At 65.0% G+C, this 21,453-nt stretch carries 19 protein-coding genes and 1 tRNA gene; 12 read left to right on the plus strand and 8 right to left on the minus strand.

Going from position 1 to position 21,453, the window contains the following annotated elements; translation table 11 throughout:
* Positions 1-21: 21 nt before the first annotated feature.
* Positions 22-1,386 (minus strand): chromate efflux transporter, encoded by a 1,365-nt coding sequence (gene chrA, locus Q0C42_RS11305; RefSeq protein ID WP_295075483.1) that lies wholly within the window; start codon positions 1,384-1,386, stop codon positions 22-24.
* Positions 1,383-2,216 (minus strand): sulfurtransferase/chromate resistance protein, encoded by an 834-nt coding sequence (locus Q0C42_RS11310; protein ID WP_295075486.1) that lies wholly within the window; start codon positions 2,214-2,216, stop codon positions 1,383-1,385. Before Q0C42_RS11310 ends, chrA begins: the two co-directional genes overlap by 4 nt.
* Positions 2,217-2,715: 499 nt before the next feature.
* On the opposite strand from Q0C42_RS11310, the gene Q0C42_RS11315 reads away from it, so the two are divergent.
* The 6 genes from Q0C42_RS11315 (at position 2,716) to Q0C42_RS11340 (ending at position 9,165) form a co-directional block, all read left to right on the plus strand.
* The gene (locus Q0C42_RS11315) at positions 2,716-4,347 is read left to right on the plus strand and encodes a GMC family oxidoreductase (protein WP_295075489.1); all 1,632 of its coding nucleotides are present in this window, start codon (positions 2,716-2,718) and stop codon (positions 4,345-4,347) included.
* A 17-nt stretch (positions 4,348-4,364) separates the two neighbouring features.
* The gene (locus tag Q0C42_RS11320; RefSeq protein WP_295075492.1) at positions 4,365-5,096 is read left to right on the plus strand and encodes an SDR family NAD(P)-dependent oxidoreductase; all 732 of its coding nucleotides are present in this window, start codon (positions 4,365-4,367) and stop codon (positions 5,094-5,096) included.
* Positions 5,097-5,236: 140 nt separating this feature from the next.
* Positions 5,237-6,628 (plus strand): circularly permuted type 2 ATP-grasp protein, encoded by a 1,392-nt coding sequence (locus Q0C42_RS11325; RefSeq protein ID WP_295076282.1) that lies wholly within the window; start codon positions 5,237-5,239, stop codon positions 6,626-6,628.
* A gap of 4 nt (positions 6,629-6,632) precedes the next feature.
* On the plus strand, positions 6,633-7,583 hold the full coding sequence (locus tag Q0C42_RS11330) for an alpha-E domain-containing protein (RefSeq protein ID WP_295075495.1): 951 nt from the start codon (positions 6,633-6,635) through the stop codon (positions 7,581-7,583).
* Complete coding sequence (locus Q0C42_RS11335; RefSeq protein ID WP_295075499.1) at positions 7,583-8,389, plus strand: transglutaminase family protein; 807 nt, start codon at positions 7,583-7,585, stop codon at positions 8,387-8,389. Before Q0C42_RS11330 ends, Q0C42_RS11335 begins: the two co-directional genes overlap by 1 nt.
* Before the next feature lie 53 nt (positions 8,390-8,442).
* Complete coding sequence (locus tag Q0C42_RS11340) at positions 8,443-9,165, plus strand: proteasome-type protease (protein WP_295075502.1); 723 nt, start codon at positions 8,443-8,445, stop codon at positions 9,163-9,165.
* 62 nt (positions 9,166-9,227) lie between these two features.
* Here the strand turns inward: Q0C42_RS11340 and Q0C42_RS11345 are convergent, their stop codons facing one another.
* From Q0C42_RS11345 to Q0C42_RS11360, 4 genes are all read right to left on the minus strand, one after another.
* Positions 9,228-10,742: a tripartite tricarboxylate transporter permease gene (locus Q0C42_RS11345; RefSeq protein ID WP_295075506.1), complete on the minus strand. Its 1,515-nt coding sequence runs from the start codon at positions 10,740-10,742 to the stop codon at positions 9,228-9,230.
* A gap of 3 nt (positions 10,743-10,745) precedes the next feature.
* Positions 10,746-11,246: a tripartite tricarboxylate transporter TctB family protein gene (locus Q0C42_RS11350; protein ID WP_295075509.1), complete on the minus strand. Its 501-nt coding sequence runs from the start codon at positions 11,244-11,246 to the stop codon at positions 10,746-10,748.
* The gene (locus Q0C42_RS11355) at positions 11,243-12,187 is read right to left on the minus strand and encodes a tripartite tricarboxylate transporter substrate binding protein (protein WP_295075512.1); all 945 of its coding nucleotides are present in this window, start codon (positions 12,185-12,187) and stop codon (positions 11,243-11,245) included. Before Q0C42_RS11355 ends, Q0C42_RS11350 begins: the two co-directional genes overlap by 4 nt.
* A 112-nt stretch (positions 12,188-12,299) precedes the next feature.
* Positions 12,300-13,346 carry an ABC transporter substrate-binding protein gene (locus tag Q0C42_RS11360; RefSeq protein WP_295075515.1) on the minus strand — a complete coding sequence of 349 codons (1,047 nt, stop codon included), beginning with the start codon at positions 13,344-13,346 and terminating at the stop codon, positions 12,300-12,302.
* 281 nt (positions 13,347-13,627) lie between these two features.
* Between Q0C42_RS11360 and Q0C42_RS11365 the strand changes: the two genes are divergently transcribed.
* The 5 genes from Q0C42_RS11365 (at position 13,628) to Q0C42_RS11385 (ending at position 18,781) form a co-directional block, all read left to right on the plus strand.
* Positions 13,628-14,299, plus strand: coding sequence for a response regulator (locus Q0C42_RS11365; protein WP_295075518.1), 672 nt, complete (start codon positions 13,628-13,630; stop codon positions 14,297-14,299).
* A gap of 33 nt (positions 14,300-14,332) precedes the next feature.
* Entirely contained in the window at positions 14,333-15,700 is a 1,368-nt protein-coding gene (locus tag Q0C42_RS11370; RefSeq protein WP_295075521.1) for a sensor histidine kinase, read from the plus strand.
* 221 nt (positions 15,701-15,921) lie between these two features.
* The gene (locus Q0C42_RS11375; RefSeq protein ID WP_295075524.1) at positions 15,922-16,614 is read left to right on the plus strand and encodes a methyltransferase domain-containing protein; all 693 of its coding nucleotides are present in this window, start codon (positions 15,922-15,924) and stop codon (positions 16,612-16,614) included.
* A 318-nt stretch (positions 16,615-16,932) separates the two neighbouring features.
* A complete protein-coding gene (locus Q0C42_RS11380) occupies positions 16,933-18,567 on the plus strand; it encodes a hypothetical protein (protein ID WP_295075526.1) in 1,635 nt (544 codons plus the stop codon).
* 46 nt (positions 18,568-18,613) lie between these two features.
* Positions 18,614-18,781 (plus strand): hypothetical protein, encoded by a 168-nt coding sequence (locus Q0C42_RS11385; RefSeq protein WP_295075529.1) that lies wholly within the window; start codon positions 18,614-18,616, stop codon positions 18,779-18,781.
* Between the two features lie 265 nt (positions 18,782-19,046).
* Here the strand turns inward: Q0C42_RS11385 and Q0C42_RS11390 are convergent, their stop codons facing one another.
* Together Q0C42_RS11390 and Q0C42_RS11395 are read right to left on the minus strand one after the other, a co-directional pair.
* Complete coding sequence (locus Q0C42_RS11390; protein WP_295075532.1) at positions 19,047-19,793, minus strand: OST-HTH/LOTUS domain-containing protein; 747 nt, start codon at positions 19,791-19,793, stop codon at positions 19,047-19,049.
* 301 nt (positions 19,794-20,094) lie between these two features.
* Positions 20,095-20,169, minus strand: a tRNA-Gln gene (locus Q0C42_RS11395).
* A gap of 112 nt (positions 20,170-20,281) precedes the next feature.
* Here Q0C42_RS11395 and Q0C42_RS11400 point away from each other — a divergent pair.
* A complete protein-coding gene (locus Q0C42_RS11400) occupies positions 20,282-21,448 on the plus strand; it encodes an NAD(P)/FAD-dependent oxidoreductase (protein ID WP_295075536.1) in 1,167 nt (388 codons plus the stop codon).
* The last annotated feature ends 5 nt before the right edge of the window (positions 21,449-21,453 follow it).

Raw genomic sequence — 21,453 nt, forward strand, 5'->3', positions numbered from 1 at the left:
CGCCGATCCTCGCCGCAGGGGTCAGGCCAGCCCGACTAGATGCAGTCCAAGTCCCAGACCGGCGGCCCCAAGCAGCACGGTCGCCATGCCCAGCTTCAGCCGGAACACGGCAAGGATAGCCAGCGCCGACAGGGCCGCCGCAATCCAGTTGATCGACCCCGGCACCGGCAGTTCCATCGCCAGCGGGCCAAGCGTGACGCGGGTCACCTCGCTCCAGACCACGTGGATCGCAAACCAGATCGCCAGGTTCAGGATCACCCCCACCACCGCCGCGGTGACCGCGGACAGTGCGGCAGACAGGGCCACGTTCCGGCGGAGGCCTTCCATGAAGGGGGCGCCCAGGAAGATCCAGGCAAAGCAGGGTGCAAAGGTCACCCAGGTTGTCAGCAGACCGCCCAGCGTGCCGGCCAGGTAGGGCTGCGCCCAGCCCGCCTCGCGCAGGGCACCCATGAAGCCGACGAACTGCAACACCATGATCAGCGGCCCCGGCGTGGTTTCCGCCATGCCCAGACCATCCAGCATCTCGCCCGGCTCCAGCCAGCCATAGGTCCCGACCGCCTCCTGCGCGACCCAGGCCAGCACGGCATAGGCCCCGCCGAAGGTCAGCACCGCAAGCTTCGAGAAATAGGTGGCGATGTCGGCAAAGACGCTGCCAGGCGCCAACAGAAGAATGGCTGCGACCGGCAGCAGCCAAAGAGCAAGCGCGGCAAGCCCGGCACGCAGCGCGTCGCGGCGGGCGGTCGGGGGCAGGGCGGCTTCCTCGCCCAGAAGCGTGGCGGCATCGTCGACATGGGTATTGCCCACCGCGGCATGCCCGCCGCCGGGCCGAAAGGCGGCAAGCCCGGCCTTGGCCCCCGCCCAGCCGATCAGCGCGGCGACGGCGATGATCAGCGGGAAAGGCACCTGCAGCGCGAAGATCGCCAGGAACGAGGCCGCCGCGATGGCGCGCATCGCCCCGTTGCGCAGCGCCCGTCGCCCGACCCGCACCACCGCCTGCAGGACGATCGCCAGCACGGCCGCCTTCAGCCCGAAGAACAGAGCCGCGACGAAGCCCACCTGTCCATAGGCCGCATAGATCCATGACAGCGCCATGATCGACACGACGCCGGGCAGGATGAACAGAAGGCCCGCCACCAGAGCGCCGCGCACGCCATGCATGAGCCAGCCGATATAGGTCGCAAGCTGCTGCGCCTCGGGTCCGGGAAGCAGCATGCAGAAGTTCAGCGCATGCAGAAACCGCCCGTCGCCAAGCCAGCGCTTTTCCTCGACCAGCACGCGGTGCATCACCGCGATCTGGCCGGCGGGACCGCCGAAGGAAAGCGCTGCAATCTTCGCCCAGACCCGCGTGGCCTCGGCCAGTGAGGGATGTTCGGGTCTTTCCTTCATTTCGTCTTCCCGTTCTTGGGCCAGCCATGCGTCTCGTCCGTGGCATCTCGGGCCCAGCGATAGAAGGCATCGTAAAGCGACAGCCCCGCCTCCAGTTGTGCCTGGTCGTCGGTGAACATCCGCGAAAGCCCCAGCGAGACCGCAAGCAGCCCCGCACATTCCGGTGCAAGTTCGGGCCGGTCCGTATCGGCCCCCCGGACGATGGTCGCCAGCCGGTCCAGCGCCGGAAGCCGCAGGCCGAACTCGGCAATCAGCGTGTCGAAGGTGCAAAGCTCGCCCCGGTGGCTCCAGAACACATCCTCGATGTCGAAAGCGGCCGCGCCCATCGCCTCGGCAACCGACTGGACCTCGGCGGGGGCCACGAACAGGAAGACCGCCCGCGGATCGATGAAGCGGCGGATCAGCCAGGGGCAGGCGATGCGGTCGATCTTCGGCCGCGACCGGGTGATCCAAAGACTGCGTCCCTGGTGATCGCGCCCGCCAAGCTTGGTGGTGTCCATGGTTGGCAGACCTGCTGCAATCCAGGCCTCCTGCCCACCCTCCAGATACTCCGCCGAAAGTCCCTCGGCGCGCAGAACTGCCGCAAGACCCTGACTGCGCCCGTGTCCTGCAGCGCAGACGACAACGATCGACTGTCCCGCAAGCCCCGGTGCCAGAGCGGCAGCGCCGGCAGGGTGCAAGGCGGCTTCCTCCAGAAGCCGCGCGGCTGGAATGGCGCGCGGATCCGACTGGCGCAACGCATGGCGTCTGACATCCAGAATGACCGGGGCCTTGGAGGTTCCAATCAGTTTGACAAGCTTCTCGCAGGAGATGGCATCAGGCGCAGGCATCCGCGGTCCTTGGGCTAAGAGTGTATCAGGACTGTGAAACGCGAACTTCGGCTGTCGCCTCGTGGGGAGCGCGAAGTCCCCATGGACAATGTCTCGCGTGGGTCCGACAATTTGTCAATGCGGACGAACAGTCCGGTTTTGCACGAAGTTTATCTCTTGTGGCTTGCAGGCAGCACATTGCAAAACAAGTGACCTGAACCCCGCGGATCGTTGCCGGACTGTGGAAAACTTCAGATAAAACGCTTGCTGGAGACAGGAAAACAGGCAAGGGTCCGCCGACGACGAAGACGGGTTGGAACACTCATTGGGCTGGGCGCTGGCAGTCTTGGCCAACGAATTCTGATTTGCACGGTCGGGCGGCTTCACCCCCGATCCGGATATAAGAGGCGTCGGGCAAGCTGCGGCCCGCGCTGTAACGGACGGGTTGATCCGAGCCCAAGGGCAGGATGGCAGGCATGGCCGACAGGCATGTAGGTTGGTACAGGTTGGGTGTCTCGTAATGGCGTTGGCGCCTGCACAAAGGGCGATCTCTGCCGGACAGGCTCCCGCAGCCTGGGCCGCAGGCCGCACCTGGGACGTCATCGTCATCGGCACCGGCGTGGGTGGTGGCATCATCGGTCGCAAGATGGCCGAGCGCGGACTGTCTGTGCTTTTCCTGGAAAAGGGTCCCGTCGGCCACCGGACCGAAGGCCAGGACCTGCGGGGTGATCTGACCGACTATGCGACCCGTCAGGCCTGGGGTTACTGGCCAACCCCGATCGAGACGCGGATCGACGGCGGGCGACCGCAACGCTTTTTCGGCCCGCTGGGCAGCGGTGTCGGGGGGTCCTCGGTCTTCTACGCTGCTGCAGCCGAAGCGCCCGAACGCCATGATCTGGAAGCGACCAACACCATACCGCACCCGACGGGCGGCTGGCCGGTGGGGTTTGACGCGTTCCGGGCCTACTTCTCCCAGGCCCAGGACCTGCTGTCCGTCCGGGGCGAGAAGGACCCGCTCTCGGACCTGCCGGGGCCGCAACTGCCCGCTCCGCCGCTGACTGCCGCCGAAGCGCGCATGTTCACCGACTTGCGCGCCGCGGGCCTGAACCCGTACCGCGCGCATGAGGCGCTGCGGCGGCTGCCCGGTTGCACCGACTGTCTGGGCCGCAAATGCCCGCGCCTGTGCAAGATGGATGGCCGCTCGGCCGGGGTGGAGCCAGCACTCGAAACCGGCAATGCGACCCTGCTTGCCGACTGCACGGTCGAGGAGTTGATCGAGGCCAATGGCCGGATCACCGCCGTGCGCGTCAGGGTCGACGGGCACGAATACCGGCTGGTGGCGGATGTCGTCGTGCTGGCTGCCGGCGCGCTGAATTCGCCCAACCTCCTGCTGCGGTCGACCGGCAGCCATGCCGCGGGATGCGCCAATTCCAGCGGAATGGTGGGTCGCGGGTTGATGTTCCACCTGTCCGAGATGGTGGCGTTCTGGCCCCGTCGCGGCAGCCCGGCAGTCGGCGCCACCCGGACGCTTTCGTTCCGCGATCTTTACACGCATGAGGACCAGCGCCTGGGTCTGGTCCAGTCGATGGGCGTCGCGGCGGATGCCGGACAGATCGCGGGGCACCTCAAGGGGATCCTGTCGCGCAGCAGGCTCCGCCGCATTCCGGGGGCCTCTCGCCTGGCAACGCTTGCGGCCAGGATCGGCGCTGATGTCTTCGGATCGGCCACCGTTCTTGTCGGGCTGCTTGAGGATCTTCCCTATGCCGACAACCGGGTCGAGCCGCATCCCGAGGATCCGGAAATTCCGCTGATCCATTACCAGGTCTCGACCGAGCTGAAGGCCCGCCGGGCGCTGTTCCGGCAGTTGATGCGGCAGAAGCTGGCCCAGCATCGGCTGATGTTTCTCAACTTCGGTCCGGCGCTGAATTTCGGCCATCCCAGCGGCACCTTGCGTTTCGGATCGGATCCCGCGACCTCGGTCCTGGATGCCGACTGCAAGGCGCATGACCTCGACAACCTCTACGTCGCGGATGCGTCCTTCATGCCAACCTCGATGGGGGTTAACCCCAGCCTTACCATTGCTGCGAATGCGCTCCGGGTCGGGGACATCGTGGCAGCGCGGCTCATCGCCTCCCGGCGCAAAGCGAGCTGATGCAGAACGGACATTCAATGCATGAACTCGCCGAAATCGCCGTGATAACCGAGGCCAGCTGGGGCCTGGGCAAGGAACTGGCCCTGGCGCTGGTGCGAAGGGGCATCGCTGTCGCCGGTATCGCGCGTGAGCCGTTCGAGACCGAGGGGGTTTTGTCCATCGCCGCCGATGTCCGCCAGCCCGAAGAGGTCGCCCGCGCCTTCGGTGTGATCCGCGACCGGCTCGGCTCACCGACGATCCTGGTCAACAACGCCGAGACCTATCCCGACCGCGACATCCTGGACGAAACCCCGGCCTCCTTCATGGACACCGTGCAACTGAACCTTGGCGGAGCCTTCAACTGCTGCCACGAGGTGCTGCCCGCGATGGTGCAGAAGGGCACGGGCCGGATCATCAATGTCGTCACCTTCGCCGATGTCAGTCCCGCGCCGCTTGCCGCCGGCTATTCCGTCTCGAAAGGGGCGCTGCGCATCCTGACGCGGGCGCTGGTCGCAGACCTTGGCGACCGCTTTCCCGGTATCGTCGTGAACGACTGGGTTCCGGGCACCCACCGGCCCCGCAAGGGCATCCCGGACGGTGTCGATCCCGCCGTCGCCGCCGAATGGGGCGCCACCCTCGCGCTGATGCGCGATCCCGAGATCAACGGCCGGGTGTTCCTGCGGGACCACGAGCATCTGGTGCACCGTTCGCTCAAGGGCCGCGTCAAGGACCGGGTGCTGGGCCGGGGACGGGTGCGCATCCGGCTCTGATCACGCCGGGTCTGCACAAAACTTGTGCAGTTGATCACGGGCATGGCGGATTTCGCATCGCGGGCCTTTTCGACGCCCCGGGGCTCTGCTCTAGTCATCCGGAAGGCAGTCCGGGGGAACCAGTGACCCAGTTCAACGAGATGTATCAAGGGGTCGAAGTCCGCCCGCCCTATGCGCGCCTGCAGAACTGGGTCTCGCAGATGCCGCAGGAACTGCGCAGCCTCAAGCAGGCCGAGGCCGAGGCCCTGTTCCGCCGCATCGGCATCACCTTTGCCGTCTACGGCGAAGGGGGCGATCCTGACCGGCTTATCCCCTTCGACATGTTCCCCCGCGTCTTCTCAGGCGCTGAATGGGCCAAACTGGAACGTGGCATCAAGCAGCGGGCCCGTGCGCTGAACGCGTTTCTCGTCGACGTCTATGGCCGGGGCGAGATCATCCGTGCCGGCCGCATCCCCGCGCGTCTGGTCTACCAGAACGAGGCCTATGAAAAGGCCGTCGCCGGTTTCGTGCCCCCGAAGGGCGTCTACTCCCACATCGTCGGCGTCGACATCGTCCGCACCGGGCCGGACGAATTCTACGTGCTGGAGGACAACTGCCGCACGCCCAGCGGGGTCAGCTACATGCTGGAAAGCCGCGAGATCATGATGCGGATGTTCCCCGACCTTTTCCGCGAGAACCGGATCGAACCCGTCGACAACTACTCGGAAAAACTGCGCCGGACTCTGGCCAGCGTGGCCCCGGCGAAGTGCAGGGGCGAACCCACCGTGGTGATCCTGACTCCCGGTCACTTCAACAGCGCCTACTACGAACACTCGCTTCTCGCCGACCTGATGGGAGTGGAGCTGGTCGAGGGGCAGGACCTCTTTGTCGACGGTGAATACGTCTACATGCGCACGACCGAAGGTCCGCAGCGGGTGGACGTCATCTACCGCCGGATCGACGACGCCTACCTTGATCCGCTCTGTTTCCGGCCCGACAGCATGCTGGGCATCCCCGGCCTGATGGACGTCTACCGCTCGGGCGGCGTCTCAATCTGCTCGGCACCCGGGGCAGGGGTGGCAGACGACAAGGCCGTCTACACCTATGTCCCCGACATGGTGCGCTTCTACCTTGGCGAAGAGCCGATCCTGAACAACGTACCCACCTGGCAATGCGGCAAACCGGATGACCTGAGCTATGTGCTGGACAAGCTGCCGGAACTCGTCGTGAAAGAGGTCCACGGCTCGGGCGGCTACGGGATGCTGGTCGGGCCGAAATGCAGCAAGGCCGAGGTCGAGGCCTTCCGCCACAAGATCATCGAGGACCCGTCGAACTACATCGCCCAGCCGACGCTGGCGCTTTCCAGCGTCCCGACCTTCGTCGATGAGGGGGTCGCCCCCCGACACGTCGACCTGCGGCCCTATTGCCTGGTCGGGGAGCGGATCGAACTCGTTCCGGGCGGGTTGACCCGTGTCGCGCTGAAGGAAGGTTCGCTGGTGGTGAACTCGTCGCAGGGCGGTGGGGTCAAGGACACCTGGGTTCTGGCGGAGTGATGTCATGTTGAGCCGGACCGCCGACAATCTCTACTGGATCGCCCGCTACATGGAGCGCGCCGACACCGTCGCGCGCCTGCTGGAGGTCGGCTCCCGCATCAGCCTGCTGCCCAGTGCGCAGGGCTACCGCAGCGAATGGGACAGTCTTCTGCACGCGACGGGCATGGCAGAATCCTTCGCGCATAAATACGGCGACCCGGTGCAGCGGAACATCGAAAGCTTCCTGTTCTTCGACCGTGACAACCCCTCGTCCATCGCCAGCTGCATCACCGCCGCGCGCGAGAACGGCCGCATCGTCCGCACCGCACTTACCTCCCAGGTCTGGGACGCCCTGAACACCGCATTTCAGGAACTGAAGCAGCTGGAACGCGCCGAACGCTCCTCGCTGGAACTTTCGCGGCTTACCGACTGGACCATGCGCCATGCCGCCATGCTGCGCGGCGCCATAGACGCCACGCTTCTGCGCGACGACGGGTTCAACTTCCTGAACATCGGTTATTATCTGGAACGCGGCGACAACACGGCGCGTTTGATGGACGTGAAATACTACGTCCTTCTTCCGCGCGTCGATTTCGTCGGCTCCGGTCTCGACAACTACCAGTGGACCACGCTTCTGCGCGCTATGGGGGCGCAGCGCGCCTTCCACTGGGCCTATGGCGGCGACGTCACCGCCGTGAAGATCGCCGACTTCCTCATCCGAAACCCCCAATCGCCACGCTCGCTTGCCACCTGCACGGCGGGGCTCACGAACCACCTCGGTCGTCTGGCCAAATCCTACGGCCGCGAGACCGATGCCCAGTCGACGGCACAGAACCTGCATGCCGGGATCGACGGCGCGACCGTGGACGCGATCTTCGAAGAGGGCCTGCACGAATTTCTCACCCGTTACATCGCCGATGCCGCCGGTCTGGCCAACGCGATCCATGACGCCTACCTCAGCGGAGAGATGCGCTGATGCGCCTGACAGTCGATCACGTGACCCGCTACAGCTATGACCATCCGGTGCGGTCCGTGGTGCAAAGCCACCGCTTGTCGCCGACAAGCCATGCTGGCCAGAAGGTCATCGACTGGGACGTGACCGTCTCGGGCGGCCGCAAGGGGGCGCGGCACCGCGACGGGGCCGGCGACCAGATCCAGGCCTGGACCATCCCGGGCCCGGTGACCGAGGTTGTCGTCCACGTCCGCGGCACGGTCGAGACCGAGGACCTGGCCGGGGTCCTGCGCGGCCACCGCGAGTCTGTGTCTCCCGACTGCTACCTGCGCGACACTCTGCCGACCCGGCTTGACGTAGCGCTGATTGCGCTGGCCGATGGCCCGACCGCGCCCGATCCGCTGGCGCTGGCCCACGCACTGTCCGCCGCCGTGGCGGACGCGATCTCCTATCGTCCGGGCGTGACCCATGCCCACACCACTGCGGCCGAGGCGCTGGCGCTGGGTGAAGGCGTCTGCCAGGACCACGCCCATGCGCTGATCGCTTGTGCGCGGCATCGAGGTTTCCCGGCGCGCTATATCTCGGGCTATCTGTCCGCCACCGAAGACGGCTCCGCGCACGAGGCCGCCCATGCCTGGGCCGAGGTGCACATCCCCGGCCTCGGCTGGGTCGGTTTCGACCCGGCGAACCGCTGCTGCCCGGATGCGCGCTACATCCGTCTGGGGTCCGGCTTCGATGCGCAGGACGCCGCCCCGATCCGCGGCATCGCCCGTGGCGGTGGGCACGAAGACATGGATGTGACGGTTGCGGTCCAGCAGGCGGCCCAATAGTCTGCAGCCGCAAAGAGGCCCCCACGCAGGGGCCTGGAATCAAGGGACGGCCGATGACGTACTGTGTGGGGCTGATGCTGAACGAAGGCATGGTGATGCTGTCGGACACGCGCACCAATGCGGGCCTCGACAACATCTCGACCTACAAGAAGATGTTCACCTTCGAAGACCCGGGCGAGCGCGTCATCGTCATCATGACCGCGGGCAGCCTCTCCGTGACCCAGACCACCATCGCCCAGCTGCGTGAGGCGATCGAGGACCCCGAGGCCACGCCCGACACCTCGATCCTGCTGGCTCCGACCCTGCTGAAGGTGGCCGAGATCGTCGGCAACCAGCTGGCCGCGGTCCGCGCGGAAATCGACCACAAGCTCTCCGCCGCGCAAGGCGCCAGCGCCAGCATGATCGTCGCCGGTCAGCGCAAGGGCGGGGCGATGCGGATGTTCCTGATCTACCCGGAAGGCAACTTCATCGAGGCGACCGAGGATGCCCCATTCCTGCAGATCGGTGAACACAAGTACGGCAAGCCGATCCTTGACCGCGTGGTGAAGCCGACGACCAGCCTTTCGGACGCACAGAAAGCTGTGCTTCTGTCGATGGATTCGACGCTGCGGTCCAACCTGTCGGTCGGCATGCCGCTGGACCTAGCGGTGATCGAACGCGATGCGCTGAAGGTCACGCTCCGCCGCCGGATCGAGGCTGGTGATCCCCAGTTCCGCGCCATGTCCGACGCCTGGTCCACCGCGCTGCGCGACGGGTTCGCGAAGATCACGATCTAGCCGCAGGTTCGTCGGGGCTGTCATGAACGCCCCGCCGGTCTGGTGACCGACAGGGCAGGCCGTCAGTCCGCGTCCCCCGCCACCTGGCTCAACACCCGGCCCCGTCCGCGCAGCCGCATCAGCATCGGAACGATCAGGAATACCGCCGATATGCCCAGCAGCGTGGCCGAGACAGGGGTCGCGACCAGCGTCGTCCAGTCACCCTGCGCAATCGACAGTGCCCGACGCAGCTGCTGTTCGGCCATCGGACCCAGGATCAGCCCCACGACCACGGGTGCGATGGGATAACCGTAAAGCCGCATCCCGTAGCCCATCAGGCCGAACAGGATCAGCATCCCCAGTTCGACCGGCGACGGATTGACCCCTATGGTGCCCAGGGTCGCGAACAGCAGGATGCCGCCGTAAAGCCAGGGTCGCGGGATGGACAGAAGCTTGATCCACAGCCCGATCAGCGGCAGGTTCAGGACCACCAGCATCAGGTTGGCGATCAGAAGGCTGGCGATCAGCGTCCAGACCAACTCGGCGTTCATGACAAACAGCAGCGGTCCCGGCTGCAACCCGAACTGCTGGAACCCCGCCAGCATGATCGCCGCCGTCGCCGTTGTCGGCAGTCCCAGCGTCAGGAGCGGCACCAAAGTCCCCGCCGCGGCCGCGTTGTTGGCCGCTTCCGGCCCCGCCACGCCTTCGATGGCGCCCTTGCCGAACTCTTCCGGGTGGCGGGTCAGCTTGCGTTCCGCCGCATAGGACAGGAACGAGGCCACGTCCGCGCCCCCCGCAGGCATCGAACCGATGGGAAAGCCGATGAAGGTTCCCCGCAGCCAGGCCTTCCAGGACCGCCGCCAGTCGGTCGCCGTCATCCGCACGCTGCCCGTGATCTTGTGCATTCCGTCCGGCGGCGTCAGCATCGCCGCCACAGCCAGCGCCTCGCCGATGGCGAACAGGGCGACGGCCAGCGTCGTCGTCTCGATCCCGTCCATCAGCTGCGGCACCCCGTAGGTCAGCCGCGCAGCACCCGTCAGCCCGTCGATCCCGACGCAGGCGAGGGCCAGCCCGATAAAGAGCGAGGTCAGCCCCCGCAACGCGCTGTCGCCAAAGGTGGCCGAGACCGTGACAAAGGCCAGCACCATCAGCGCGAAATACTCGCGTGGCCCCAGCGTCAGTGCCAGCTTCACCACCTGCGGTGCCAGGAACGCCAACAGCAGCGTCGCGATCAGCCCTGCCACGAAACTTCCGATGGCCGCCGTAGCCAAAGCCGGACCGCCGCGCCCCTGCCGCGCCATCTGGTTGCCCTCGATGGCCGTCACGATGGACGCGCTTTCTCCCGGCGTGTTCAGCAGGATCGATGTCGTCGACCCGCCATACATGCCCCCGTAGTAGATCCCCGCAAACATGATCAGCGACCCCGCCGGGTCCAGCCCATAGGTGACGGGCAGCAACAGGGCCACCGTCAAGGCGGGCCCGATGCCCGGCAAGACCCCCACGGCAGTGCCCAGTGTCACCCCGATCAGCGCATAGAGCAGGATCATCGGGTCCATTGCCGCCGACAGACCCTGCATCAGCAGCGAAAAGCTATCCATCCCTCAGCCCCCGAAAATCAGCCGCTCCAGCGGTCCCGCCGGCAGGTTCAGCTGCAAAAGCTGATCGAAGACCCCGTAGATCACCAGCGCCAGCCCGATCCCCACCGCCACCGCTTTCCACAAGGGCCGCTGTCCGAAACCCCGCGCGGTCATGCCGAAAAGAAGCGCCCCCGAGATCACGAATCCCACCACATGCAGGAAGGCCACCTGGCCCAAAAGTCCGCCCAGAATCCAGAAGACCGGGGCAGGGGCCTGCCGCGGCGGCCGTGGCAGGTCGCCCTTCAACCCCGAAACCACCGTCAGCACCGACAGGACCAGAAGTCCGTAGGCGATGATCCGCGGCACGTCGCCCGGACCGACACCGGCATAGCCGCCGTCCTGCTTCAGCCCGGCCGCATCGACCAGGATCAGCGCGGCAATCCCCGCCAGTCCGGCCGCAATGATGAACGCCGCCCCCCGCGAACGATTGGGGGGGCGGCGCTCGGGGGAGATCCCCTGGCTCACTTGACCAGACCGATGTCGCGCAGGACCGTTTCGGTCGCCGCGATATCCGCGTCCAGCTGCGTGGCGAAGGCGTCACCGGCGAGGTAGGTGTTGGTCCAACCCTTGTCGGTCAGCATCTTGGTCCACCCGGCACTGCCGTTCAGCTTCTCCATATCGGCGCTGATCTTCGCCACCTGTTCCGGCGTCAGACCAGGAGCAGCCGCGACCATCCGCCAGTTCTCCAGCACGACGTCGAAGCCCGCTTCCTTGATGGTTGGCGCGTCGATGCCCGGCAGACGTTCGGCCGAGGACACTGCCAAGAGCCGCATCGTCCCGGCCTTCACCTGCTCCTGGAATTCGCCGACCGACGAGACGCCCGCCGTCACCTGATTGCCCAGGATCGCCGCCATCGCCTCACCGCCGCCCGAGAAGGCGATGTAGTTGATCTTGGTCGGATCAACGCCCGCCGCCTTCGCCAGCAGACCCACGGTGATGTGATCCGTGCCGCCCGCCGAGCCACCGGCCCAGCTGACCGCACCCGGATCGGCCTTCAGCTTCTCGACCAGATCGCCAAGCGTCTGGATCTCCGACGCTGCCGGGACCACGATCGCCTGGGTATCCCCGGTCAGCCGCGCGATGGGCGTCACGTCCTTCAGGGTGACGGGCGAGGCGTTGGTCAGGATCGCGCCAACCATCACATAGCCGCCAACGATCAGCTTCGTCGGATCGCCCGCGCTGTCGGCGACGAACTGAGCCAGACCCACCGTGCCGCCCGCGCCCGGGACGTTCACCACTTCGACCGATGGCGCGATGCCCTCGGCCTGCAGCACCTCCTGCATGGCGCGGGCCGTGCCGTCCCAGCCGCCGCCGGGGTTGGCGGGGGCCATGATCGTGTAGTCCTGCGCGAACGCCGGAACTGCCAGCGCAGCCGCGAAGGCCACGCCCAGAATTGCGTGTTTCATCTTGTTTCCTCCCTTGGGGCAACCGTGGTTGCCGAATCCGCCGGGGCTCCCTCCCCGGAACGTCATCAGCAGAACACGGCAACCTGTCACGAACCTGACATGTTCCCGAAAGCTACTCGCCGCCTTCCAGCGCCGCGTTCCATTCCGCCAGCACCCGCGCCCGGCTGGCCGCATCCAGATAGGCCAAAAGCCCCGGCGACACCGCGACGGGCCGCAGCTTGGCCCCCAGCGCCTCCTGCATCGCGGCCGCCGAATCCTTGCCCCTGACCTCCAGACTGACCGCCGGCAGGCGCAACCGCTCGGCCAGCACCGTCTGTCCGTCCCGCGACATCAGGAACTCCAGGAACGCCTCGCCGAGGTCGGGGTTAGCCGCGGCCCTTGGCACCAGCGCCACGCGGCTTATCACCACGACATAGTCCCGCGGCAGCACCAGCCCGATATCCGGCAGCCGCGTCGCCTGATCGGCCGCATAGGACCCAAGCACATTGTAGCCCAGCTTCAGTTGTCCCGAGTTCACCCCGTCGATGACATCCTGCGAGGTCGGAAAGGTCTGCACCCCGGCCCGCCCCATAGCGCGGACCAGCGGCCAAAGATCGGCGAAATGCTCCTGGTCCCGCATCAGGTACAGATAGCCCACTGCAGACCTTGCAATGTCATAGGTCCCGATACTGCCCTTCGGCGCCGTCTCCAGCCAGTCGATCAGCGCCGCCCGCGTGTCAGGAGGTCCATCCGGGAACGACGGGCGGTGATAGACGATCACGCCGGGCTCGAAGGTCAGTGCAAAAACCATGCTGCGCCATGCTGCCCAGTCCGGCCAAGCCGCCGCACCCGGCACATCGGCCTCGCGGGCATAGCCGTCATTGGCCAGCTTCACGGTCACATCCATCGCCGAGGAAAAGACCAGGTCCGCCGAAGCCTGACCCGCATCCGTCTCCGCCACCACCCGTGCGGCAATCTCTCCCGCTAAAAGGTCCTCGTAGCGGACGCTGACATCGGGCCGGATCACCTGGAACGCTTCGATCAGCGGCCGGGCCAGCGGAGAGTCCAGCGAGGAATAGACCACCAACTCCCGATCACCGCCCTGGGGCGCGGGATAGACCGCGACCTCGGCATGGGCGGGCAGGGCAAGGCAGACCACGAAGGCGCGCAGCAATGACATCGCCCCAGCCTAGCCGCACCTCCCGCGCCCCGGCAACCATCGCCGCCGGTATGGTCGCGGAACACCTGTTTCGATTCGCCGGGAATTCCCGAGGCCGGGCCCATCTTGTGGATCGCAGACAGGGGCGGAAGGCACGGGCAATACTGAAGTCCAAGGCTTCATCCTTAATGTAGTCTATTCTTTACTGCTTTACTCCAATGAGTTGCCGGTCGATCTTCACATAATCTGCCCCAGCGCCTTCGCTCTTCCTCAACCGCGACCAACTGGCCTAGGCTTCGACCATGAGAATCCTGCTTGTCGAGGACGACCTGCCGCTGGCCGAGGCGCTGACCACGCTCCTCCTCGGTGCCGGTTATGCCGTGGACGTCATCCATGACGGACTGTCTGCCGAAACCCTGATCGGTGCCGAACGCTTCGACCTTGTGATCCTTGATCTCAACTTGCCCGAAAAGGACGGCCTTTCCGTACTCCGCTCGCTTCGCACCAGGAAGAATCCCGTTCCAATCCTGATCCTTACCGCCCGCGGTGAACCTGCCGAGCGGATCGCGGGCCTCGACCTCGGGGCCGATGACTACATGGTCAAACCGTTCGACGTGGGCGAGTTCGAGGCGCGCGTCCGCTCGATCCTTCGCCGCCAGGCCGGTCATCACGCCTCGGAACTGCAGATCGGCTGCGTCCGATTCGACATGACCGCGCGCCGCTTTACAGTCGGGGATGAACACCTTGACCTGCCCCCGCGCGAATTGGCGCTGTTGGAGCTTTTCTTCCTCCGTGCCGGTCGGGTCGTCGGCAAGGACGCCATTGTCCAATCGCTTACCTCGCTCGACGACATCCTGTCCGACAATGCCATCGAACAATACGTCAGCCGCCTCCGGCGCCGCCTCGGCCCCCACGGGTTGACGCTCCGCACCGCCCGCGGGCTGGGCTACATGCTGGAGCGCCCCAATGGTTGACCGCATGGCTGACGCATCCTGTGGCTTGTTCCGGTGACTGACCGGCCCGCCTCGCTTCGTCGGACGATCCTGGTCTGGCTCGTCCTCGCCACCGCCGCCATCGGTGCCCTGGCGCTTCTCGACACCCGGATCGAAGCCCTGCGTACCGCGCGCGAGGTTTCGGACCGGGTGCTGATCGGATCGGCTATGGCGATCGCCGAAGGGGTCAGCGTCGACGCAGAAGGCGGCCTTGCCGTCAGCATCCCTTTCTCGGCCCTCGACATGCTGTCGTCGACGGCCCAGGACCAGGTCTTCTACCGCGTCGATGGTCCGAACGGTTTTCTGACTGGATATCAGGACCTTGCGCCCGTTTCTTTGATTGCTGGCCAGGAAACTGCCCTTACCGACGCCCGCTACGAAGCCTTCCCGATCCGCACTGCCACGTTGCTGCGCGAGCTTACCACGGGTGAGGGGACGCTGCCCTTCACCGTCACCGTCGCCGAAACCACCCGCGCGCGCGATGTCCTTGCCTGGTCGATCCTGTCCCGTTCAGCCCTGCGTATCGCGGGGCTGATTGCAGGCGCGGCGCTGGTCGCCTGGACCGTCGCCACCTATGCGCTGCGACCTCTCGACCGGCTGTCCCGCGCCATTTCCGACCGCGAGCCGCATGACCTGACTCCGGTCCGCACCGATGCCCCGGAAGAATTGCGCCCCGTTGTGGACGCGCTGAACGGTTTTCTCCAGCGCCTGTCCCGCGCGATGGCCGCCTTGCAGAACTTCTCCAGCAACGCCAATCACCAGATCCGCACCCCGCTGACGGTCGCCAGGACACAGATCGCCGTTTCCGGAAAGACCAACGCCGGCACCGCGTTGGGCAAGGCGGATGCGGCGCTGGTCCGGATCGAGAGGGTGTTGGAGCAGCTTCTTCTCCTCGCCCGGGTTGAAGCGACCGGAACCAGGCCGTCGCTGCGCCGGGTCGATGCGGCGGCCGTGGCGCGCAGCGTTGCTGCGGATTTCATGCCGCAGGCGGTCCGATTGGGTCAGGACCTGGGCTATGACGGCCCCGACAGCGCCCATGCCCTGACCGAAGAGGTCCTCCTGGGTGAACTGCTGCGCAACCTTGTCGGCAACGCCCTTGCCCATTGCCCGCCCGACACCGTGGTCACGCTGCATCTCGCCGATCTGGGCGCCTCCGGGCTGGAGCTTTCGGTCACCGACACCGGCCCGCCCTTGTCCGACAGCGCCTTCGCCGATCTGCGCAGCCGATTGGCACCAGGACAGGCGATGCGGTCCGGCACCAGGGGTCTGGGTCTGCATATCGTGGCCGAGATCGCCCAGGCGCTGGACGCCGGCCTGGCCTTGGACCGGGGGCCGGGCGGACGGGGCCTGGCGATCCGCGTCGCTCTGCGGGCGGCGGAATGAAGATTGGCGGGGGCGCAGGCTGATCGAGCGCACCTGGTCGCCTGGAGCGCGTCGGGACCGGCAGGTTGCAATCCCGACGCGCCACGCGCGGTCCGGCAGGACCTGTCCGTTATCCTCTTGCAATTGTCGCCTGTCCCGACAGGATGCGCGTCGATCCTGACCTGTGCAGTGTCGTCGGCGACGCCAGGAATGGGACGGATTTAACGAGCGAGGTCGTGCACGTGAAGCGAGAAACCACCAACCGACTGCGCTTCGTTCTCGAGGATCTCCTTCCGCCGATCGTGCGGGACTCGCAGATCTTCCATGCCGTGGCGCGCATGGCCTGGGGCGCCCACGTGACGCGGCTTGCCGAGTTCCGTGAGAATTCGGCTTTCCTGACCCCCGAGGAGTACGGCGCTCTCTACCGCGACCATCCCCGGGTGCACGAGGGCACGGACCTGTCGAAGGGGTGCGTGGACGAGATCGTCAAGTCGGTCGTCGGCAACAGCGTCTGCGACATCGGCTGCGGGACTGGTTTCCTCGTGCGTCAGATCCGCGCCGTCCGTCCCGACCTGGCGCGGGTCGCCGGGTCGGACTTCATCGTGGACGGGATCGTGGCCACGCCCGGCACCGAGTTCCACGCCGCCAAGGTCGAGGAACTGCCCTTTGCCGACGGCGAATTCGACACCGTGGTGTGCACGCACCTGCTTGAACACCTGCTTGAGCCCCGAAAGGCCGTGGCCGAGCTGCGGCGGATTGCCCGGCGGCGGCTGATCATCGTCGTGCCCTGTGAACGGGAATACCGCTACACGTTCAACCCGCATTTCAACTTTTTCCCCTACCGTGGGTCGTTCCTGCGGCTGATGACCCCGGTGCCCGAGCAGTTCCGCTGCTTCAAGATCGGACGGGATTTTTATTACGAGGAAACGCGGTAGCCGGGCCGGACTGCGGCTGCCGCAGCGGCGGCCGTCTCAACTGCGCAGGATGTTGAATGAAGAAGGTTGGCTGGGGCGCTAGGATTCGAAGCCCGAGGTAGGACTTGTACCGAAACGATGCCGGGGTCGTTGGCGGTGGGGCAAAGGGTGGGGCGGCCCTCCAACAAAAAGATCTAGTTTCTGGCGGCCCGAAGCTATGATCTAGTCAGATTTACATAGGACGTACGTTATCACCTTTTCGCCTTACTGCTTCGAGAGGATCGGATTATGCCTTCTAGGCTGACAGTGCTCGCAGCTCTTGCGTTCGTGATCCTCTCCATGCCGGTGCCCGCCGAAATCGAGTTCATCCGTCCTGGCGATGTTCCCTCAGAAGGCCCCACGGAGCTTGATGTTGGCTTGCTTGAGCTTGATGAAGTGTATCGCGGGCTTGACCTCCTGGGCCGCTTATCATCTCGCGCAACAAAGGGTACGGTCATCAGTACTTTAATGATCGATTATGCGAAGGACGATATCGACGGCGTGCCAGGCATTACTGATGCTGATCGCGAATTGGCAGCGAGGGTCGTGATTGCACGGCAGCGTTCCAATACTTCGCGCTCCTGGGCGGAGAACGACCTCGACGGTAATGGCGTGGTCACTCGCTCCGAACTCATGGTCGTCGGCCGCACGAGGGTGGAAGGAGGTGTCCGAGGTCAGGGACAGGACGCCTTGATTGAGTTAACTGAGGAGCAACGCGAGACCTTAGTGCTCGACTATGTGGGCACTTTTCTTGGCCAAGATCGCGATAGCAACGACGCCGTGACGTACGAGGAAGCGATCGCGCCAGTCGATGAAGAAGGCATCCTTACGCGCCTGCGAACGGAAGGCGGGTCGCTGAAACCGGTGTGGGACGCAGACGGAAACGGAACAATCACCGAAGTCGAGATTCGGCGATCCGCCGACAGGTTGCTCGGCCTGGTGGACGCCAATGACAACAATGTCGTTGAAGTTGAAGAGGCACAGGCTGCCTTTCGGGCATTCACCACGTCACGTGCGCGCTCGGAGGATCCTTCGCGTGGCAAACGGATACAGTGCACGCTTCCGGAAGTGCCCAAGACGGCCGAGATCGTCGTCCTACAAGGGGATTCAGGCTCTGCGGTTACAAACATCGCTCTGAACGTCCCAAATGACCCCGTTATTCGTATGGCTGAGGTCGAGGTGCCTGAGGGCAAAACAGATGTCTATCTTATCGCATCAATGCGCTCGCCAACTATCTTTCGGATCATGGGAGCAGGTGCGGCGCGAGTGAAGGCTGTAGTCGGGGTCGCCGCTTTGGTGGCGCTCGAAGGGGGCAAAGCGGATCTCGCCAATACGCCGTGCCACCGGGGGTTTCTCGGGATACGCATCGTAGAGCCGGGCGGTATCGCTGCGGAATTCGGTCAGGCTCTCGGCCGCGACGATCTTCGCGCCGTCGTCGCCGGACGGTTGGGACACATTAATCTCGGCACGCTGTCGAACGCGGCAGATACGCTCTTAGTTGGTGATGACCTGCCGGTCATGATGGGTGACGGGCAAATTGTCGTGGATCGATTCTTGTCCTTCGATCCTGGCGGATTTCAGGTGCTTGATCCGGGAGAAATCCAGTCGACGGTCAAGGTTAGCGCGCGGGAGCTGCCGCCGTTGGAAATTGGACTGATTGTACTTGCTTCAGAGGGTAAGATCGACTTCGTCTCTCCGCCGCCCGGCTTTTTGACGCGCGACGTGCCCGACGGGATTAAGCGGGTCGTGCCAGACGGCGACGCGACGGCTGGTATTACCTTGCAAGGCGAGGCCGATGGGGGAAGCAGTGGTCAGTTTCCACTAACTGTAGTGGTGCGGCGCGCTATTGATCTTCCGGCAGGGCTTACGACTGAACGCGGCGTCCGACTTATTGTTCCGGATGGCGTGCCCAAGCCACGAGGTTTACGAAACTGAGTATTCTCCCGTATCTAATTAGGTAGTAGATATAGGAGCTTATACCATGAAGACGATCTTGGCCCTCGGCTCAGCCGGGGGTCTTTTCATTGCTGCACGGGGGTCCTTCAGCCTCTTCCTTCTTCTGCTCGTGGCCAAGCAAGTCAGCCAGGACCTTGCGATGGCGCTCTTCAAGGAAGCGCTGAAGGCCGGGTGGTTCAATGGAACCCGGTGACGTCGTGTTGATCAAAGCCTTCGACGACGTCCCTGAGCATTGGTTCCGCGTGGAGGAGGTCTACGAGGACTGCATCACAGGTCAGGCCCTCAACATGGTCACCAAGCGCTTCAGTGTGCTGAGGGAGCAGGCGGGGATTTACAGGAAGGGGGTTGCTCATCCGGCTCTTCGGCGAGGCTAATGCGGTCACGCAAAACAACATTGACAAGCTGACGGGTCGTTTCAACATGACGCTTCCGAGGCGTCGATGGGCTTAGTCTATCGCTCAATGCAAATTCGAGGAACGGGTTCTAACCCGATATTGTGTCGCGCGCCGGTCCCCGGGTTGACGGTGCAACTCGAACAGGCCGGACACCTGAAGGACCTGATGCCAGCTACGACATCCATAGTGCTCGGGCAGTTCTTCGGGGTACCGTGCCAAAACCCAATCCACTGCTTCAGCAACGGATGCCCAACCGTCACGAGCCAGGTCGTCAGCTGCCTCCTGGAGAGCGATCGCGATTACTGTGTGGCACCAAGGGATTCTGTCGTGAATGAGGTCGTCGAGGATCCCCTCAGTATTGAAGGCCTCTGCGGCGAGCTGTTTCAGGCGGGCCAATGCTATCGCTTCCTCGCGGAGGCTGTCCAAAGAGTGCTTGATCTGATCCGAGGCCGCAATCAAGGCACTCTCAGCCCGTCGGCAACCATCAGCACTCCTGAGGTCGTACTGCTCAACGAAATGGTGAACCAGATTGTTTCGCAAGAGCACAAGCTCCTTGATGCTGCTCTCGGTTTGAGTGAAGTCATCAGGTGATAGCTCAACTCGTAACCGTATCCTGAACGATGCGGAGCCGTCTTCGACGGGGGGCGATGCTGCTTCGGCGTTCCCATCGCTGGTTAGATAGTCTCCGAGAAACTCACCGGCCAAGGTTCCGAGCGTTTTGCGCCTGACATCAGTTGTCGGGGCAACTCGGGTGTCGTTGTGCGACTGGACGGCTCCCGAAATATCGCGCTCACCTAAAAGGACCTTCATCAAGATCTCATACCTCTGCAAATTCAGTAGGCAGGATCCCAGCAACCGCTCAACCTCGTGTCGAAGTGCCTGAAGGTTCTCGTCTGATGGTTCAGTCATGCTGATCTTGGCCTATGTGCCAGGTTGGACGGCTTGATCGGGCTCGGGATGCCCCAACGACTACTTAGCAGGCCACTATGGCAAGTGTGAGGTCTGAGGCGGCATGGTGTGTGACAGAATGTGGGGCATCCCGTGGGGCAATTCGCTTACCCTAGCAAAAGGAGCTGCAGGGTAGGTTTATGCCACGAAGGAAGAAATTGGTTGGCTGGGGCGCTAGGATTCGAACCTAGGTATGTCGGTACCAAAAACCGATGCCTTACCACTTGGCGACGCCCCAACCGTGCCGGGGTGTTTAGCGAAGCGGGTGGGGGCGTGCAAGGGGCGAAAGGGGAAAAATTCGCCTTCCCGCCGCGGCTTGCCGGAATGGACGGGGCGGGCTAGGACGGGGCATGACTTGGGACGTTCTCATCCTTGGGGCCGGGGCTGCCGGCATGATGGCCGCCGTCGAAGCCGGACGCCGGGGCCGCAAGGTTCTGGTCATCGACCACGCCAAGGCGCCGGGCGAAAAGATCCGGATTTCGGGCGGCGGGCGGTGCAATTTCACCAACCTGAACATCGAGCCCGATCGCTTCCTGTCGCGAAACCCGCGCTTTGCGCTCTCGGCGCTGAAGCGGTTTACCCAGTGGGATTTCATCGCGCGCATGGATGCCGCGGGGATTGCCTGGCACGAGAAGACGCTGGGGCAGCTTTTCTGCGACGGGTCGGCGACGCAGGTGGTCGAGATGCTGCTCCGCGACATGCAGGCGGCCGGCGTCACGCTTTGGCTGGGCTGCGCCCCGGGCGAGATCCGGCAGACTGCCGCAGGGTTCGAGGTCGATACCGCGCGGGGTCTGCAGCGGGCTCGGGCCGTCGTGGTGGCGACCGGGGGCAAGTCGATCCCGAAGATGGGGGCCACGGGCTATGGCTACCAGATTGCCGAGCGTTTCGGTCTGCCCCTCGTCGAGACGCGCCCCGCTTTGGTGCCGCTGACCTTCGCGGACCACGAACTGGCCTGGATGCGCGAGTTGGCCGGGGTTTCCTTGGCCGCGCGCGTCTCTTGCGGCCGCCAGGGCTTTGACGAGGCGGTGCTTTTCACGCATCGGGGGCTTTCGGGGCCGGCGGTGCTGCAGATCTCGTCCTACTGGCGCGAGGGCGAGGCCCTCTCGGTGAACCTTCTGCCGGGGCGGGATGTCGCGGCCGAGTTGCGGGCGGCGCGGGGGAAGGCTGCGCTGCGGACAGTGCTGGGCCGCTGGCTGCCCGAACGGCTGGCGCGACACCTGGAGGACGCTGCCGGAGTGTCGGGAACGATGGCCGAGCTTCCCGGCGCGGTGCTTGACCGGGTGGCCGCAGGCATCGCGGACTGGCGGCTGGTGCCGGTCGGGTCCGAAGGCTACCGGACCGCCGAGGTCACGCTGGGGGGCGTCGACACGGCGGCGCTGGACGGGCGGACGATGGAAGCGAAGGGCGTGCCGGGGCTCTACTTCATCGGCGAGGTGGTGGACGTGACCGGCTGGCTGGGCGGCTACAATTTCCAGTGGGCCTGGTCTTCGGGCTGGGCTGCGGGTCAGGCGGTTTAAAGGGA

This window comes from Tabrizicola sp. (genome assembly GCF_022842145.1).
Classification (GTDB): Bacteria; Pseudomonadota; Alphaproteobacteria; order Rhodobacterales; family Rhodobacteraceae; genus Tabrizicola.

Bases quoted from the DNA above. Each gene is read 5' to 3' on its own strand.
- Q0C42_RS11365 (WP_295075518.1), top strand. From the start codon at position 13,628: ATGAGAATCCTGCTTGTCGAGGACGACCTGCCGCTGGCCGAGGCGCTG.
- Q0C42_RS11330 (WP_295075495.1), top strand. From the start codon at position 6,633: ATGTTGAGCCGGACCGCCGACAATCTCTACTGGATCGCCCGCTACATG.
- Q0C42_RS11310 (WP_295075486.1), bottom strand. From the start codon at position 2,216: ATGCCTGCGCCTGATGCCATCTCCTGCGAGAAGCTTGTCAAACTGATT.
- Q0C42_RS11345 (WP_295075506.1), bottom strand. From the start codon at position 10,742: ATGGATAGCTTTTCGCTGCTGATGCAGGGTCTGTCGGCGGCAATGGAC.
- chrA (WP_295075483.1), bottom strand. From the start codon at position 1,386: ATGAAGGAAAGACCCGAACATCCCTCACTGGCCGAGGCCACGCGGGTC.
- Q0C42_RS11390 (WP_295075532.1), bottom strand. From the start codon at position 19,793: ATGAAGGTCCTTTTAGGTGAGCGCGATATTTCGGGAGCCGTCCAGTCG.
- Q0C42_RS11400 (WP_295075536.1), top strand. From the start codon at position 20,282: ATGACTTGGGACGTTCTCATCCTTGGGGCCGGGGCTGCCGGCATGATG.
- Q0C42_RS11325 (WP_295076282.1), top strand. From the start codon at position 5,237: ATGTATCAAGGGGTCGAAGTCCGCCCGCCCTATGCGCGCCTGCAGAAC.
- Q0C42_RS11315 (WP_295075489.1), top strand. From the start codon at position 2,716: ATGGCGTTGGCGCCTGCACAAAGGGCGATCTCTGCCGGACAGGCTCCC.
- Q0C42_RS11385 (WP_295075529.1), top strand. From the start codon at position 18,614: ATGAAGACGATCTTGGCCCTCGGCTCAGCCGGGGGTCTTTTCATTGCT.
- Q0C42_RS11335 (WP_295075499.1), top strand. From the start codon at position 7,583: ATGCGCCTGACAGTCGATCACGTGACCCGCTACAGCTATGACCATCCG.
- Q0C42_RS11380 (WP_295075526.1), top strand. From the start codon at position 16,933: ATGCCGGTGCCCGCCGAAATCGAGTTCATCCGTCCTGGCGATGTTCCC.
- Q0C42_RS11355 (WP_295075512.1), bottom strand. From the start codon at position 12,187: ATGAAACACGCAATTCTGGGCGTGGCCTTCGCGGCTGCGCTGGCAGTT.
- Q0C42_RS11320 (WP_295075492.1), top strand. From the start codon at position 4,365: ATGCATGAACTCGCCGAAATCGCCGTGATAACCGAGGCCAGCTGGGGC.
- Q0C42_RS11360 (WP_295075515.1), bottom strand. From the start codon at position 13,346: ATGTCATTGCTGCGCGCCTTCGTGGTCTGCCTTGCCCTGCCCGCCCAT.
- Q0C42_RS11340 (WP_295075502.1), top strand. From the start codon at position 8,443: ATGACGTACTGTGTGGGGCTGATGCTGAACGAAGGCATGGTGATGCTG.